The organism is Candidatus Methylomirabilota bacterium (genome assembly GCA_035936835.1).
In the GTDB taxonomy this organism is placed as follows: domain Bacteria; phylum Methylomirabilota; class Methylomirabilia; order Rokubacteriales; family CSP1-6; genus AR37.
This window is the reverse complement of sequence record DASYVT010000134.1, coordinates 1-14,659: the sequence shown is the minus strand read 5'-3', so window position 1 is coordinate 14,659 and position 14,659 is coordinate 1. Positions and strand designations below refer to the sequence as shown.

The following is a 14,659-nucleotide window of genomic DNA, read 5'->3' as shown; positions in this document are numbered from 1 at the left end:
GATCAGCGCGGGGGCCAGGGTGCGCAGCCGCGCGACGAGGCCGCTCAGCCCGGCCTCGTCATGCACCACCGTCCAGGTCTCGCCGCGGGGGCGGACCGCCACATCCAACTGCGCCTTCGACACATCGATGCCGACGAACTGTGCGGCCGCGGTCCTCATCGCATCTCCTCGTTGCCCGTCCTTGCACGATGCGGGCTCAGTGCTCTGGCCCAGGCGACTGTTCGGGCTGTGGAGGAAACGGGCGTGACGACCCATGCTACCCTGCGGTCTCGAAGGACCTGGGGTGAGTCGGTCTGTCACGCCCGGCCTGCTCTTCCCTCGTATCATTTCCCGCCTCCCGGCAAGATACAAGGGTGGGGGGTGGTTGGGACTGAACGTGGTCATTCGCGCGGCCACTTCGGAGGGCATCGTCCGAACGGAGGCGTGATTTTGTTGACGCGGAGCGTTACCCGAGCGTAGCATAACGACTGAGCCAGCAACCCCACGCCCAGCGAGGAGCGCCACGCCCAGCGAGGAGCGGATGAAAGACGAACTGTTCACGATGACGCCCGAGATGCCGGCCATGTCGCCGGAAGTGCTGGTCCGCTGGCAGGAGGAGATGCGCAGGAACGCGCTGCGCATGAAGCACTTCAGCGAGATGGTGATGAGCCCGAAGGAGCCCGAGGTCGGGCCCACGCCGCGCGAGCAGATCTACCGCACGGGCAAGTCGCGCCTCTGGCGGTACGCCTCCAAGCGCACGGTCGCAACCCCGCTCCTCTTCGTACCCAACCTCGGCATCAGCCGCCCGTACATCTTCGATCTCATGCACAAGAGCTCGTTCATCGAGCACATGACCGAGCAGGGCTTCGACTTCTACCTCGTGGACTGGGGCGTCTTCGGGCCCGAGGACAACGACCTGACGCTCGAGCACGCGGTGACCAAGATCCTGCCGCGGCTGGCGCGCAAAGCCCTCGAGAGCTCGGGAGCGCGCGAGATGTCGGTGCTGGGCTACTGCATGGGGGCGCCGCTCTCGCTCTCGTGGCTCGGGAGCACGCCCGAGTTCCCGCTGAAGAACTACGTCGATATGGCCGGGCCCATCGACTTCAGCCAGGTGGGGCTCTTCGGGCTCTGGCTCGACGCCCGCTACTTCGACGTCGACCGGTTCGTGGACACGCTGGGCGCCATCCCGGCCGACATGGTCAAGATGGGCTTCAAGCTCCTCAAGCCCACCATGGAACTCTCGACCAATCTCAACCTCTGGTGGAACCTCTGGAACCCCGAGTACGTCTCCGGGTTCAACGCGCTCAACAAGTGGGCGAGCGAGTACCTGCCGTTCCCCGGCGAATTCTTCCGGCAGTGGGTCAAGGACTACTACCAGCAGAACCGGCTGATCAAGGGCAAGTTGACGATGGCCGGAAAGCCGGTCAGGCTCGAGAGCATCCGCTGTCCGGTCCTGGCGGTGGGCGCCAAGGAGGACAATATCGCTCCTCCGGGCTGCGTCCGGCCGCTCATCCTGGCGGTCTCCAGCACGGACAAGGAGTACGTCGAGCTCCCGGGCGGGCACATCTCGCTCATCGCAGGACGCGGCGCCTCGGTGCACTGCTGGCCGAAGGTCTCCAGCTGGCTCGCGGCGCGGTCGTAGCAAGGAGGCGGATCATGGCTGACAACACGGGCACCCAGCAGCTCTTCGACCTCTGGAAGAAGCAGGTGGACGAGGGCACGCAGGCCTGGCTCAAGATGGCGGGGCAGGGGCAGCCCGTCGATCCCCAGGCGTTCTGGCGGCCGTTCATGGATCAGGGCATGCAGGCCTGGTCCAAGGTCATGACGCAGGGGACGGTGTCGCCCGACCTCATGACGCAGTGGAAGCAGTTCGTCGACCAATGGATCGCGGCGTGGTCGAAGGTCCTCGAGCAGAGTATGGGCACCGAGAACTTCGCCCAGGCCATGGGCAAGCAGCTCGAGGGTTTTCTCTCCGTCTCGGCGCCCGTGAAGAAGGCGGCCGAGCAGCAGGTCGAGACCGGTCTCGCGACGCTCGGCCTGCCGTCCCGCACCCAGGTCATCGGGCTCGCCAAGCAGATCGCGGGCCTCGAGGAGAAGATCGAAGGCCTGGAGGATCGCATCGATGCGGTACTCGCGCGGCTCGACGCTGCGGCCGCCGCTTCCAAGAAGGAGCGTGAATGATCGGGATCACGATCGGGGACGTCCGGGTCGGGGACACCGCGCAGATCGTGCGGCGCGTGGACGACGGCGACATCGCCTCGTTCGTGGACGCTGTCGGCGACTACAACCCGGTGCACGGGGACCGCGACTACGCGGCAACGACCATGTTCAAGGCGCCCATCGCCCCGGGCATCTGGACCGCGGGGCTCATCTCCGGTGTGATCGGGACCCGGCTGCCCGGGCCCGGGGCCATCTATCTCTCCCAGGATCTCAAGTTCCTGAAGCCCGTGTTCTTCGGTGACGTCATCACGGCGCGGGTGGAGGTGCTCGAGGTTCTGCGCGAGCGCAACCGGATCCGCCTGAAGACCGTGTGCGAGAACCAGCACGGGGAAGAGGTGTTGATCGGCGAGGCGCTGGTGATGCCGTCGAAGACCAGCGTGGAGTACGTCCGGCCCCAGACGGGGACCGGGCTCGTCTCGCTCTGGACGCTCGGGCCGTGGGCCTGGGCCGCCCAGGGCACTGCCGTGCTGGGGATGATGGGCCTCTCGGCCCTCTCCGCCATGGCGGGAGCGGGCGCCGCCGAGGGCCGCTGACCGCTCGGTAAACCCAATTTACTCAGCCCTCGCCTCGCCGGGCTCCTCGCCTGCGGCTCGTCGGCCCCGTCTCAGCTCGAACTACATAAACAGGCCGCCGTTGATCGACAGCTCGGCGCCGGTGATGTAGTCGCCGTCGCTCGAGCACAGGTAGACGCAGGCCCGCGCCACCTCCTCGGATTTCCCGAATCGCCGCATCGGGATCTGCTCGAGGAGCTTGTTCCGTACCTTCTCCGGGATCGCCGCGATCATCTCCGTTTCCGTGAATCCCGGGGCGACCGCGTTGACCGTGACGCCCTTCGCGGCCAGCTCCTTCGCCAGCGACTTTGTCATGGCCGCCACACCGGCCTTGGAGGCGGCGTAGTTGGCCTGGCCGAAGTTGCCGATCTGGCCGATGACGGAGGTGATGTTCACGACCCGCCCGTAGTTCTGCTTGACCATCTGGTCGATGAACACCTTGGTGCAGTTGAAGACGCCGTCGAGGTTGATGGCGAGGACCTTTCGCCACGAGGCGTGGTCCATCTTGACGAAGGTCTTGTCCGAGTTGATGCCGGCGTTGTTGATGAGGATGTCGAGGTGCCCGAACTCCTTGAGCACGTCTTGGGCCATGCGAAAGGTGTCCGGAAAGTCCGCGACGTCGGCCTGGGCCAGGATGGCCTTGCGGCCGATCTTGTGGATCTGCTCGACGACCTGCTTGGCCGGCGTCTCGCTCGAGACGTAGTTGACCGCCACATCGGCGCCCTCTTCGGCCAGGGCCAGCGCGATGGCGCGGCCGATGCCGCGCGAGCCGCCCGTCACGAGAGCCGTGCGTCCCTTGAGCTGCATATGAAGCCTCCTCGCCGGAATCGGAAGACCGATCTTTTCTGGGGCGTGAGTATAGCAGAGGGGTGCCCGGCCCCTCCTTGAGACAGTTGACGCGGAGTGTTAGACTTCCAGCATGCTGTACGTGATCAAGCGCTACTCGAACCGCAAGCTCTACGACACCCAGGAAAGCCGGTACGTCACCCTGGAGGAGCTCGAAGAGCTCATCCGCGCGGGCAAGGAGATCTCGGTGGTGGACGTCTCCACCGGCGAGGACCTGACCTCCGTGACGCTCGCCCAGATAATTTTGGAAAATGAGCGCAGCCGGCGCGCCGGCCTGCCGACGGCCTTCCTGCATCAGCTCATCAAGCACGGCGAGGCGTGGCAGGACTTCGTGCAGAAGTCCATGAAGTCGAGCCTGGAGGGGATCATGTCGAGCCAGCGGGAGGCGGACCGCGTTTTCCGCGAGTTGGCCTCTCGCGCGGGCGCCGGCTGGATGCCGTCCACGTCCGGCGAGGGCAAGGCCGAGAAGAAGGCCGAGACGCCCGGCGAAGCCGACGCGCTCAGGAGCGAGGTGTCGGCGCTCCGCGAGCAGCTGCGCGCGCTCGAGGATCGGCTCGAGAAGAAGCGGGAGAAATAGCAGTTCGAGTTGAGACGGGGCCGACCAGGCGAGGGCTGAATAGAAAAGGGCCGGGCTCGAAAGCCCGGCCCTTTTCGTTTCCGGTTCGGTTCGTTACGCGAGGGTCGCGGAGAGCGACTTGACCTTGCCGGCGACCTGGGCGAACGTCGCCTGGATCTCCTTGCCGGTCTGCTCGGCCGTGACCTGGAGCCGCTCCGCGGAGCGCGTCATGGCTTGGGCGTTGCTCTCGAACAGCTTGAAGGCCTTCTGCGTCCCCTCGACCGACTCGAGCACGCTCTTCTGGTAGACGGCGAACGGATCCCGCGGCGCTTCCTGCATCTCGCCCTGCCGGCGGAGGAGGTAGGACTGGGTGTCCTTCAGCGCTTCCACGGCAGAGGACGACAGCTCCGCGTACAACCGGACGCCTTCTTTGGCAGTGCTGGCCGAGAGGTCCACCAGGTCGCGCATGATCTTCTGGTTGGCGTCGGCGAGCACGGAGAAGGCCTCCACGGCGCGCCCGGTCATCTGTGCGAACATCTCGCTACCCTGCATGGTCGTTGTCATCACGAATCTCCTCCTTCAACTGGTTGTCGGGCCTGATTGAGAACCATCAACGGGGTCAGGATAACGCATCGCGTAATAGCCGTCAAGACTTTTATTGCGTTGCGTCATAGTAGGCGTGGTATACGGTTGTGGCCGTGACCTCTGATGCCTAAGTAGTTGAAAGAAAGAACCTCATGAGACTTCTCTTGTTTGCCGCCCTGTCCTTGGTGCTCGCGGGGTGTGCCTCTGCGAGGCGGCCGGAGCTCAGGGGAGCCACCCCCGAGGAGCAGGCGAAGGTGGACGCTGCGCTGACGCCCCTCATTCAGGTTTCGGGCCTCTGCCGCCCCAAGGAGCCGTGCGCCGTCGGCCTCGCCATCGAGGTCCGGCAGAGGATTCACGTCGCGGCCGGACCGGCCTCTCAGAAAAAGTTCGTGCTCCGGATAACGACGGGGTCGCTCCGGAGCCTCGAGCCCTCCGAGCTCCAGTCGGCGCTGGCCCACGAGCTGGGCCACGTTCAACTCGGCCATTTCGAGAGCCGGGAGGTGCGGCACCAGGCAGAGCGGTCCACCGCAGCCGGCGTGAACGGGGCCAGTGACGAAGTCCTGCGCGCGAGCCGCGCCTCCGACCGGGAGGAGGAGTTCGCCGCGGACCGTTACGCCGTCGAGCTGCTCGACCGGCTGCCGAGGGACCCGGGGCGAGGCTGCACGGACATGCTCCTGCTCCTCGAGCGCCTCGACCTGGAGCAGCTGACCCCCGGGTGGGCCAACTGGTTGAGCACGCACCCGACGCCGGCTGCCCGGCTCCAGGCCCTCCAGGCGGAGTGCGACAAGAAACCATGACGCTGGCGCGGCTCGCCGACGAGAACATTCAACGCTACGGCGAGTACGAGGCGCTCGCCTTCGAGGGGCGGCGGCTGACCAACGTGGACCAGCAGCGCGCCGCCTGCAGGGTCGCGCACGCGCTCAGACGCCTCGGCGTCGAGGCCGGCGACCGCGTGGTCGTCATGCTGCCGAACTGCCCCGAGGTGATGCAGAGCTACGGCGGCATCCTTCGGGTGGGCGGGGTCATCGTGCCCGTGATCTTCCTCCTGGGCGAGGCCGAGGTCGCCCACATCCTCGCCGACTCGGAGGCCAAGATCGTCATCACGTCTTCCGACATGGTGTGGAAGGTGGCGAAGCAGATTGGGACGTTGCCGACCCTCCGACACGTGCTGCTGGTTGACGGGGGCGGGGGAGAGGGAGGGGGACGGGAAGGCGGCGTGCGCTCGTACGAGGAGGAGATCGGGCGGGAGAGCGATCGCTTCGAGTCTGTCCCGCGTGCCGAGACGGATCTGGCCGTCATCCTCTACACCTCCGGCACCACGGGCGCGCCCAAGGGCGTGGCGCTCTCCCACGGCAACCTCGAGTCCAACGCGCGCGCCTCGGCGTCTCTCTACGAGCTCGACCGCGATCGATGGGGCGTCGGCGTGCTCCCGCTGTCGCACTCCTACGGGCTGACCGTGATGAACGCGGGTCACATCCTCGGAACGCGCGGCGCGCTCCTGCGCTGGTTCAACCCCGAGGAGGTGTTGCAGACCATCCAGGAGTTCCGGGCCGAGGCCATGTCGGGGGTGCCGACGATGTTCGTGTACCTCCTGAACTATCCCGACGCGTCACGGTACGATACCTCCTCCATGCGCATCTGGGGTTCCGGAGCGGCGCCGCTGCCCGTAGAGATCGTTGAGCCCTTCGAGCGCCGGTTCGGCGGCAAGCTGCTGGAAGGCTACGGCCTGACCGAGGCCTCGCCCGTGGTCTCGGCCCACCGGCTCTCGGGCACCCGCAAGCTCGGCTCTGTCGGCCAGCCCATCCCCGGCGTGACGGTGTCCATCCGGGACGACGGGGACCACGCCCTGCCCCCCGGCGCGGTCGGCGAGGTCTGCGTGAAGGGCCCGAACGTGATGATGGGCTACTACCGGAACCCGGAGGAGACCACGCGGACGATCCGCGGCGGATGGCTCCGCACGGGCGACCTGGGCCGGCTCGACGCCGACGATTTCCTCTACATCGTGGAGCGAAAGAAGGACCTCATCATCCGCGGCGGGTTCAACATCTATCCGCGGGATGTCGAGGAAGCGCTCTATGCCTTCCCCAAGACCGCCGAGGCGGCCGTGATCGGAATGCCGGACGCGCTCATGGGCGAGGAAGTCCTCGCCTTCGTCGTGCTCAGGCCGGGGCAGTCCGCGACGGCCGACGAGGTCATCGCGTTCTGCCAGAGCAGGCTCGCCAAGTACAAGTGCCCGAGAGAGATCCGCTTCGTGGACGCCTTGCCGAAGAGTCCGGTGGGCAAGATCCTCCGGAAAGAGCTCCGGAGCCATATCCGCACACAACCGTGCCAGATCCGTACACAACCGTGAAGGAGACGCGCGATGTCTGACACCACGCTGGCACGCATATTCTGGGACCGGGTCGAGAAGAGCGCCGCGCGGCCCGCGCAGCAGTTCAAGCGCCGCGGCGTATGGGAGACGCTGACCTGGCGCGAGGTGGGCGTGGCGGTGCGGGAAATTGCCGCAGGGCTCGTGGCGCTGGGGCGCCGACCCGGCGAGGCCGTGGGCATCCTGTCGGCAAGCCGCGCCGAGTGGGTGCAGGCCGACTTCGCCATCTTCTCGGCGGGCTGCGTCACGATCCCGGTCTACCCGACCTACCCGCCCGACCTGATCCAGTACATCGTCAACGACGCGGGAGTGAAGACGCTCATCGTGGAGGACCCTGCGCAGCTCGCCAAGGTGTTGGAGGCGGACACGAACATGCCCGGTCTCGACCAGATCGTCGTGATCCAGGGCTACGAGGGCAAGGAGCCCTCGCCGCGAATCTTCACCTGGGAGGCGCTCCGGCGTCTGGGCCGGGACCGGGCGGAAGCGCTCAAGACGGAGCTCGCGGGGCGCGTGGCCGGGACCAAGCCCGACGACGTGGCGACCATCGTCTACACGTCCGGCACCACTGGGCCGCCGAAGGGCGTGGTCCAGACCCACGGCAACCACGTGTCGGCGCTCGAGTCGGCCGCCCAGACGACGTCCATCGCGGAGGGCGACGTGCACCTGCTCTTCCTGCCGCTCGCTCACTCGTTCGCCCGGCTCGAGTCGTTCATCGGCGTCCACCGCGGGCTCTGCACGGCCTTCGCCGAGAACATCGACAAGCTCAGAGAGAACCTGCCCGAGACCAGGCCGCACTTCATCTGCAGCGTGCCCCGCGTGTTCGAGAAGGTCTACGCCGGCGCGATGGCGAGGGCCGAGGGCGGCTCGCCGGTCAAGCGCAAGATCTTCAACTGGGCAGTGGGTGTCGGCAAAGAGGTGTCGCGGCTCAAGCAGGCCAAGCAGCCCGTGCCCGCGGTGCTCGCGGTCAAGTACAAGATCGCCGAGAAGCTCGTGTTCTCCAAGATGCACGCCGCGCTCGGCGGCAGGCTGCGTTTCGCCGTCTCCGGCGGCGCGCCGCTGTCGCGCGAGATCGCCGAGTTCTTCCACGCGGCCGGCATTCTCATCCTGGAGGGGTACGGCCTGACCGAGACCTGCCCCGTGCTGACCAACAACCGGGAGGATAGCTTCAAGTTCGGCTCGGTCGGCCGGCCGATGCCGGGGGTGGAGATCAAGCTCGCGCCCGACGGCGAGATCCTGGGCCGCGGCGGGAACATCGCCAAGGGCTACTTCAAGAAGCCGGAGGCGACGAAGGAGGTGTTCCTTCCGGACGGTTGGTTCGCGACCGGCGACATCGGGCGCCTGGACTCGGACGGCTTCCTCTTCATCACCGACCGGAAGAAGGACCTGATCGTCACGGCCGGCGGCATGAACATCGCGCCCCAGAACATCGAGAACCTGCTCAAGGGTGATCCCTTCATCAGCCAGGTCATGGTCCACGGCGACCGGCGGCCGTACCCCGTGGCCCTGATCACGCTCAACCCCGAGGAGCTCGCCAAGTTTGCCCGCGAGCAGGGCATCATGGCCAGCGACCCGACCGTGCTGGCGAAGCACCCGAAGGTCGTCGAGCGCGTCCAGCGCACGGTGGACGCGAAGAACTCCCAGCTGCAGTCCTACGCCAAGGTCAAGAAGTTCATGATCCTGCCGGAAGACTTCACCGTGGAGAACGGCGCGCTGACGCCCACGCTCAAGGTCAAGCGCAAGATGATCAGCGAGCGGCATCACGCAGCCCTCGACGCTCTGTACCAGTGAGCGCGGCGCTCGACGCCCTGCGGCTCGACGGCAGGGCCGCCATTGTCACGGGCGCGAGCCGCGGGCTCGGGCGCGCCATGGCCCTGGCGCTGGCCGGGGCGGGCGCCGATGTCGCGCTCGCCTCCCGGTCGGTCGCGGAGCTCGAGGAGACCGCGCGGGCGATCGAGAAGCTCGGGCGGCGCGCTCTCGTCGTGCCGACCGACGTGACGGTGTATTCCCAGGTCGAGGCCCTCGTCGAGCGCACCGCCCAAACCCTCGGCCGCCTCGACATCGTGGTCAACAATTCCGGCATCGCCGCGGTCATCCCCGCGGCCGAGATGCCGCCCGAGGACTTCCGCCGGACCGTCGAGGTCAACCTCGTCGGCGTCTTCAACGGCTGCCGCGCGGCCGCGGGCCGGCTCATCGCGCAGAAGTCGGGGAAGATCATCAATCTCGCCTCGGTCCTGGGAGCCTCGGGGCTGGCCGGCTACGCCGCCTACTCGGCTTCCAAGGGCGGCGTGATCGCGCTGACCCGTGCGCTCGCTGTCGAGTGGGCGCGCTACAACATCCAGGTCAACGCCATGGCGCCCGGCTGGTTCGTCACCGACATGAACAGCCAGGCTTTCGATGATCCGAAGGTGCGCGAGCGCCTGCTGCGGGACGTGCCCGCGCGCCGCACGGGACGGCTCGAGGAGATCGGTCCGCTCGTCGTCTACCTGGCCTCGCCGGGCTCCGACTACATGACCGGTCAGACGGTGTTTCTTGATGGCGGCCACAGCGCGGCCTGAGCGCTGCTGCGCCTTGCCGTGAAGGAGGACAGTCGGTAGGATGGGCGCCATGCACGCTGCCGTGCTCCACGGGCCCCGTGACATCCGGATGGAGAAGCGGGCCCTCCTCACGCCGGGTGCCGCCGAGGCCGTGGTCCAGGTCTTCGCCTCGGGTCTCTGCGGCACCGACTACCGCATCTGGAACGGTGACCGCGCCGTGCAGTACCCGCTCGTCATGGGGCACGAGTTCATCGGCGAGGTGGTCGCGGTCGGTTCCGAAGTCCACACGCTCCAGCCCGGCCAGAAGGTCGCGGTCGAGCCCAACTACTCCTGCGGCGTGTGCGCGCTCTGCCGCGAAGGCAATCGCAACCTCTGCCTCTCGCGCACCGCCATCGGCATCGACGTCAACGGGGGCTTCGCCGAGCAGGCCTGCCTGCCGGCGCGGTGCTGCTGGCCGGCACCGGCCGAGGTCAGCGACGACCAGCTGATGCTGGCGGAGCCCCTGGCCGTCGTCGTGCGCGCCGTCGCGCGCGGTGAAGTCAAGCGGGGCGAGTCCGCCGCGGTGCTCGGCGTGGGCGCGCTGGGACTCCTCGCCATCCAGGTTCTCAAGGCGAAGGGGCTCCGCGTGCTCGCGGTCGGGCGCACGGAGTACCGCCAGCATCTGGCCAGGGCGCTGGGCGCCGACGATTTCACCACGAGCGGGGGAGGCGGCGCCACCGAGGCGGCGCGCGCCTTCTCGGGGCGCGAGGGCGTAGACCTCGTGATCGAGACGGCCGGGACGGGCGTGGCGGTCGAGCAGGCGCTCGAGCTGACGCACCCGGGCGGGCGGGTGGTGCTGACCGGGCTCCCGCACGAGGCCTCGACGGTGAATTTCTTCGGGGTCGTCCGGCGCGAGCTGCGCATCATCGGTTCCATGATCTACCAGCAGGAGTTTCCCGAGGCCATCCGGCTCCTCTCCACGGGCACGGTGACGGTGGACAGGCTCGTCACCCACCGCTTCCCGCTGGCGCGGCTCGCGGAGGCCTTTGCCGCCCACCGCTCGCCCGAAGCCATCAAGGTCACCGTCGTTACCTAGCCCCGGCTAGCGCCGGAAAGGCCGCTACCATGCCCTACGCCACGCTCAACGGCATCCGTTTCCACTACGACACCCACGGAGAGGGCGACCCCGTCCTGCTGATCAACGGGTGTTCGGCCCCGTCGGCCAACTGGCTCTTCCAGGTCAAGGGTTTCTCGCCCCACTACCGCGTCATCACCTTCGACAACCGCGGTGTTGGGGAAACTGACATGCCGGACGCCGCATCGTACCCCACGTCGCAGATGGCCGACGACGCGGCCGCCGTGCTCGAGCACCTGGACATCCAGCGGGCGCACGTGGTTGGCCACTCCATGGGCGGCACCATCGCGCAGGAGCTGGCCATCCGGCACCCGAAGCGCGTGCGCAGCCTCTCGCTCTGCGGCACGTGGGCGCAGGGTGACGGGCGCTTCCTTCACACGATCCGAGGTTGGATGGCGCTCTGGGGGCGGGTCGACCCAGACGCGCGCTTTCGTCACCTGTTCATGCCCTGGCTCTACACGCCGGGGTTCCTCGCCGACCGTGGCCAGGTGGACGAGACGGTGAAGCGCGTGCTCTCCTACCCCTTCCCGACCAAGCCCGAGGCCGTACAGCGCCAGGGGCAGGGAATCCTCGACTGGAACGGGACGCGCCTCCGGGAGATCAAGAAGCTCCGCGTGCCCACGCTCGTCCTCGTCGGGCGCGACGACAACCTGACGGTGCCGGCCTTTTCCCGCGCGCTGGCCTCCCTGATCCCCAAGGCCCAGCTCAAGCTCATCCCCGGCGGCCACGGCTTCACGATCGAATACTGGGAGGCCTTCAACCGCGCCGTCCTGGGCTTCCTCAAGGACGTCAAGCGGTGACGGACGGCAGGCTTTCGGGCAAGACCGCCATCGTCACGGGCTCGACCAAGGGCATCGGGCTCGGCATCGCGCGCGCCTACGTTCGCGAGGGCGCCCGCGTGGTCGTCAACTCGCGGAGCGCCGAGGACTGCTCCCGGGTGGCGCGCGAGCTCGGACCATCCGCGGTCGCGGTGGCAGCCGACCTGTCGCGCTCCAACGAAGTGAGAAGGCTCGCGAGGGAATCGCTCGCGGCACTCGGCGGCACGGTGGACATCCTCGTCAACAACGCGGGTCAGCCGCGCGTCGCGCCCTCAGAGAGCCTGGCCGAGTCCGACTACCGCTACACGCTCGACCTCAACCTCAACGGCTGCTTCGTCCTGACGCAGGAGATCGTCCAGGGGATGCTGGCGGCGGGCAGCGGCAACGTCATCCACGTGAGCAGCATGAACGGCACCGTGCCCTTCCCGCAGCGCCTCGCGTACTGCGTCTCCAAGGCCGGACTCAACATGATGACCAAGGTCATGGCCATCGAGTGGGCGGCCCGGGGGGTGCGGGTCAATGCCATCGCCCCGGGTTATGTCCAGACCGAGTTCATCACGATGCTCACCGCCAAGGGCATCGTCGACGCGGACAAGCTCGCGCGGCGGACCCCCATGGGGCGGATCGGCACCCCTGAGGAAATTGGTGAAGTCGCAGTCTTTTTGGCCTCATCCGCCGCGTCCTTCATCACCGGCGAGATCCTGACCGTGGACGGAGGGTGGTCTTCCTACGGCTACCTTTGATGGCAGATTTAGTTCGTTAAACCGCTATTCCCCGCAATTCAGCGAGGAAAGCTCGGGTCCCGGACGCCCGAGACCCGAGTTCAAGATTCCAGCCTGAGGTCGCTCGATGCTTTACCGGGCAGGCCGGTACTGGCCGCTGACGGCAGGCGCCTTCTTCAGGGCGGCGACCCACTGAGGACCGCTGAGCAGCGGCGTGGTCTTTGCTGCCTTGACGGCGCCGCCCGCCGCGATGGCGATGGCGACCGCAGCCATCGTGACGTCGTCCGCAGCCTCGACGATGATCGAGACGTCGTACTCCCCGAACGAGTAACCACCGCCGAGGATTTTCGCGCCTACGGCGTCGGCCAACTGTTTGCCCACTAACTCTAGGCGGTCCTGGGGGTTCTTGATCTGGGCTGCCAGCGACTCCGGGGTGTAGGCGACCTGGTACAGGTACTGTTGCATGCTGGTCCTCCTCTCCTCGAGGTTAAGTTTCGTTAAACCGCTATTCCCCGCAATTCAGCGTCTGCCGCCCCTGCTGTGTGCTGGCTGAGCACAGCGGCAGGTAGATCACCGCGCGCATGGCCGGTCTCCACTCTGTACGTGATGGGCCGGATCGTGATCTCGTCATCCCACCACTGCGAACAGCGGCCAGGTTCCCGGCACGCCCTTTAGCGCTCGAGTCCCGCGGTCCTCAAACACAAATGGGGATCCAGCGACCAGATCCCTGGTCATACGTGAAACCAGCACTTCGCTTGGACCAGCCTCCGCCATCACGCGCGCTCCAATGTGAACGGCGATTCCCGCCACCTTGGCCCCCATCAACTCGCACTCACCAGTATGCAAGCCGGCCCGAATGTCGATACCCAGGGACCGGACGGCATCGCGAATGCTCAGCGCGCATCGAATCGCCCGCCCCGGTCCATCGAAGATCCCGAAGACGCCGTCACCCGCCGTGTCGACCTCGCGCCCCCGGAATCGCGCGAACTCGGCGCGAACCAGAGCGTGATGACGGTCGAGCAGCTCACGCCAGGCACGGTCACCGAGCTTGACGGCATGGGCCGTCGAACCGACGAGGTCCGTGAAGAGCACAGTGGCCAGGACCCGATCCGAATCGGGTTCGTGTCGCTCGCCGGTGAGGAATTCTTCGATCTCCCCGACAAGCGTGCTGGAATCGCCGAGGTAGATGACGTGATCACTGCCGGGGAGCTCCACGTACTTCGCGCCGGGAACATGCGCGGCGAGATACCGACCATGGCTCACGCCGACGACGAGGTCGCCGGCCCGATGCAGGATCAGCGTGGGCACGTGGATCGTGGGAAGCACGTGTCTGGCGTCGGTCTGGCGCACCATCCGCCAGATGGCCACCGCGGCTGACGGACTGGCGCCCTCGCGCATCCTTCGGTAGAAACTCTCTCTGGCAGCCGGTACGGACGCGACACTGGGCGCCGACACTTCGAACGGGGGGTATCCTTCCCCCCAGCGCTCCTCGAGCAGAGTCTCGAACTCTTCTGGAGAACCGGCGCAGCGCTTGACCAGGCTGTCCTCGAGGTCGAGCTGCGCGAACGAGCCGTACATGATGAGCGCAGCCGTCCGCTCCGGATACGTGGCGGCGAACAGCGCGGACATCGGGCCACCTTCGGAGATTCCGAGTAGGGCTGCCCGCCGGGACTGGGCGGCATCCATGACGGCCCGCACGTCGTCCATCCGCTCCTCGAGTGTCGGCAACTGGTCCGCCGGCACGCGATCGGACAGGCCAGTTCCCCGCCTGTCGAAAAGGATCAGACGGGAGAACGATGCGAGGCGCTCGTAGAATTCTGCATGCGCGGGAACATCCCAGGCCGCCTCCAGATGCGCGATCCAGCCAGGCACGACCACGAGATCTCGAGGCGCATCACCCAACACCTGATAGGCGATGTTGACCCCTCCAGCCTTCGTGTAATGGGTTCTCGGTCGTCTCGCGCCAGCGGAATCATGGCGGTCACGCACGGCTGGTTTCCGTGAACGCGCGTGCTGTGCGTCGTATGGACTGGCGGAATAGATTCGGTAGGAGGAATTGGCGGTTGCGCCCGGTGCGGGGATCGGTGAGGTGCCGTTCGATCAGCGCGCTCAGGCCGAGGCGCTCGTCCAACTCGCGGGGCAACAGCAGCCCGGCGTCGGAGGTCACCGTGGCACCCCGGAACTCGACGCGGAGCTGGGGGTTGAACGAGAGGCGAAACTGACCAGCCGGGATTTCCGATATGGACCCATTTTCTCTTCCCTCTTACGCTGCTGAGTGAGCCGCGCGCCCACCAACCAGGTATTTCGCCCATCCAGAATAGATGTAAGGGGGTTCTCGCGCTTCCTGCCCTGCTGACCCCGCGTGC

The 14,659-nt window shown here is 67.1% G+C and carries 16 protein-coding genes; 11 read left to right on the top strand and 5 right to left on the bottom strand.

Annotation, left to right across the window (positions count from 1 at the left end; genetic code table 11):
- Window positions 1-520 precede the first annotated feature (520 nt).
- From VGV06_11455 to VGV06_11445, 3 genes are read left to right on the top strand one after another with little or no spacing between them, the layout of a single operon-like run.
- A complete protein-coding gene (locus tag VGV06_11455; protein ID HEV2055774.1) occupies window positions 521-1,621 on the top strand; it encodes an alpha/beta fold hydrolase in 1,101 nt (366 codons plus the stop codon).
- Window positions 1,622-1,635: 14 nt separating this feature from the next.
- Complete coding sequence (locus VGV06_11450; GenBank protein ID HEV2055773.1) at window positions 1,636-2,160, top strand: poly(R)-hydroxyalkanoic acid synthase subunit PhaE; 525 nt, start codon at window positions 1,636-1,638, stop codon at window positions 2,158-2,160.
- The gene (locus VGV06_11445) at window positions 2,157-2,732 is read left to right on the top strand and encodes a MaoC family dehydratase (GenBank protein HEV2055772.1); all 576 of its coding nucleotides are present in this window, start codon (window positions 2,157-2,159) and stop codon (window positions 2,730-2,732) included. Before VGV06_11450 ends, VGV06_11445 begins: the two co-directional genes overlap by 4 nt.
- An 81-nt stretch (window positions 2,733-2,813) precedes the next feature.
- Here VGV06_11445 and fabG read toward each other — a convergent pair whose 3' ends face one another.
- Window positions 2,814-3,557 (bottom strand): 3-oxoacyl-[acyl-carrier-protein] reductase, encoded by a 744-nt coding sequence (gene fabG, locus VGV06_11440; GenBank protein ID HEV2055771.1) that lies wholly within the window; start codon window positions 3,555-3,557, stop codon window positions 2,814-2,816.
- Window positions 3,558-3,669: 112 nt separating this feature from the next.
- On the opposite strand from fabG, the gene VGV06_11435 reads away from it, so the two are divergent.
- Window positions 3,670-4,173 carry a polyhydroxyalkanoate synthesis regulator DNA-binding domain-containing protein gene (locus VGV06_11435; GenBank protein HEV2055770.1) on the top strand — a complete coding sequence of 168 codons (504 nt, stop codon included), beginning with the start codon at window positions 3,670-3,672 and terminating at the stop codon, window positions 4,171-4,173.
- A gap of 93 nt (window positions 4,174-4,266) precedes the next feature.
- Here VGV06_11435 and VGV06_11430 read toward each other — a convergent pair whose 3' ends face one another.
- Window positions 4,267-4,716, bottom strand: a complete 450-nt coding sequence (locus tag VGV06_11430) for a hypothetical protein (GenBank protein ID HEV2055769.1) — start codon at window positions 4,714-4,716, stop codon at window positions 4,267-4,269.
- A 275-nt stretch (window positions 4,717-4,991) separates the two neighbouring features.
- Between VGV06_11430 and VGV06_11425 the strand changes: the two genes are divergently transcribed.
- The 7 genes from VGV06_11425 to VGV06_11395 are packed head-to-tail and all read left to right on the top strand — an operon-like array spanning window position 4,992 to window position 12,314.
- Window positions 4,992-5,534 (top strand): M48 family metalloprotease, encoded by a 543-nt coding sequence (locus VGV06_11425; protein ID HEV2055768.1) that lies wholly within the window; start codon window positions 4,992-4,994, stop codon window positions 5,532-5,534.
- Complete coding sequence (locus tag VGV06_11420) at window positions 5,531-7,087, top strand: long-chain fatty acid--CoA ligase (protein HEV2055767.1); 1,557 nt, start codon at window positions 5,531-5,533, stop codon at window positions 7,085-7,087. The genes VGV06_11425 and VGV06_11420 overlap by 4 nt, the downstream gene beginning before the upstream one ends.
- 12 nt (window positions 7,088-7,099) lie before the next feature.
- Window positions 7,100-8,893: a long-chain fatty acid--CoA ligase gene (locus VGV06_11415; GenBank protein HEV2055766.1), complete on the top strand. Its 1,794-nt coding sequence runs from the start codon at window positions 7,100-7,102 to the stop codon at window positions 8,891-8,893.
- Window positions 8,890-9,660, top strand: a complete 771-nt coding sequence (locus VGV06_11410; GenBank protein ID HEV2055765.1) for an SDR family NAD(P)-dependent oxidoreductase — start codon at window positions 8,890-8,892, stop codon at window positions 9,658-9,660. Before VGV06_11415 ends, VGV06_11410 begins: the two co-directional genes overlap by 4 nt.
- A gap of 49 nt (window positions 9,661-9,709) precedes the next feature.
- Window positions 9,710-10,714 (top strand): alcohol dehydrogenase catalytic domain-containing protein, encoded by a 1,005-nt coding sequence (locus tag VGV06_11405; GenBank protein HEV2055764.1) that lies wholly within the window; start codon window positions 9,710-9,712, stop codon window positions 10,712-10,714.
- Window positions 10,715-10,743: 29 nt separating this feature from the next.
- On the top strand, window positions 10,744-11,553 hold the full coding sequence (locus VGV06_11400; protein ID HEV2055763.1) for an alpha/beta hydrolase: 810 nt from the start codon (window positions 10,744-10,746) through the stop codon (window positions 11,551-11,553).
- Window positions 11,550-12,314, top strand: a complete 765-nt coding sequence (locus VGV06_11395) for an SDR family oxidoreductase (GenBank protein ID HEV2055762.1) — start codon at window positions 11,550-11,552, stop codon at window positions 12,312-12,314. Before VGV06_11400 ends, VGV06_11395 begins: the two co-directional genes overlap by 4 nt.
- 111 nt (window positions 12,315-12,425) lie before the next feature.
- Here the strand turns inward: VGV06_11395 and VGV06_11390 are convergent, their stop codons facing one another.
- The 3 genes from VGV06_11390 to VGV06_11380 all read right to left on the bottom strand — a co-directional run bounded on the left by VGV06_11390 (window position 12,426) and on the right by VGV06_11380 (window position 14,526).
- Window positions 12,426-12,758: a GYD domain-containing protein gene (locus tag VGV06_11390; GenBank protein HEV2055761.1), complete on the bottom strand. Its 333-nt coding sequence runs from the start codon at window positions 12,756-12,758 to the stop codon at window positions 12,426-12,428.
- 162 nt (window positions 12,759-12,920) lie between these two features.
- Entirely contained in the window at window positions 12,921-14,282 is a 1,362-nt protein-coding gene (locus tag VGV06_11385; protein ID HEV2055760.1) for an adenylate/guanylate cyclase domain-containing protein, read from the bottom strand.
- On the bottom strand, window positions 14,275-14,526 hold the full coding sequence (locus tag VGV06_11380; GenBank protein HEV2055759.1) for a transposase: 252 nt from the start codon (window positions 14,524-14,526) through the stop codon (window positions 14,275-14,277). Before VGV06_11380 ends, VGV06_11385 begins: the two co-directional genes overlap by 8 nt.
- Window positions 14,527-14,659: the final 133 nt, after the last annotated feature.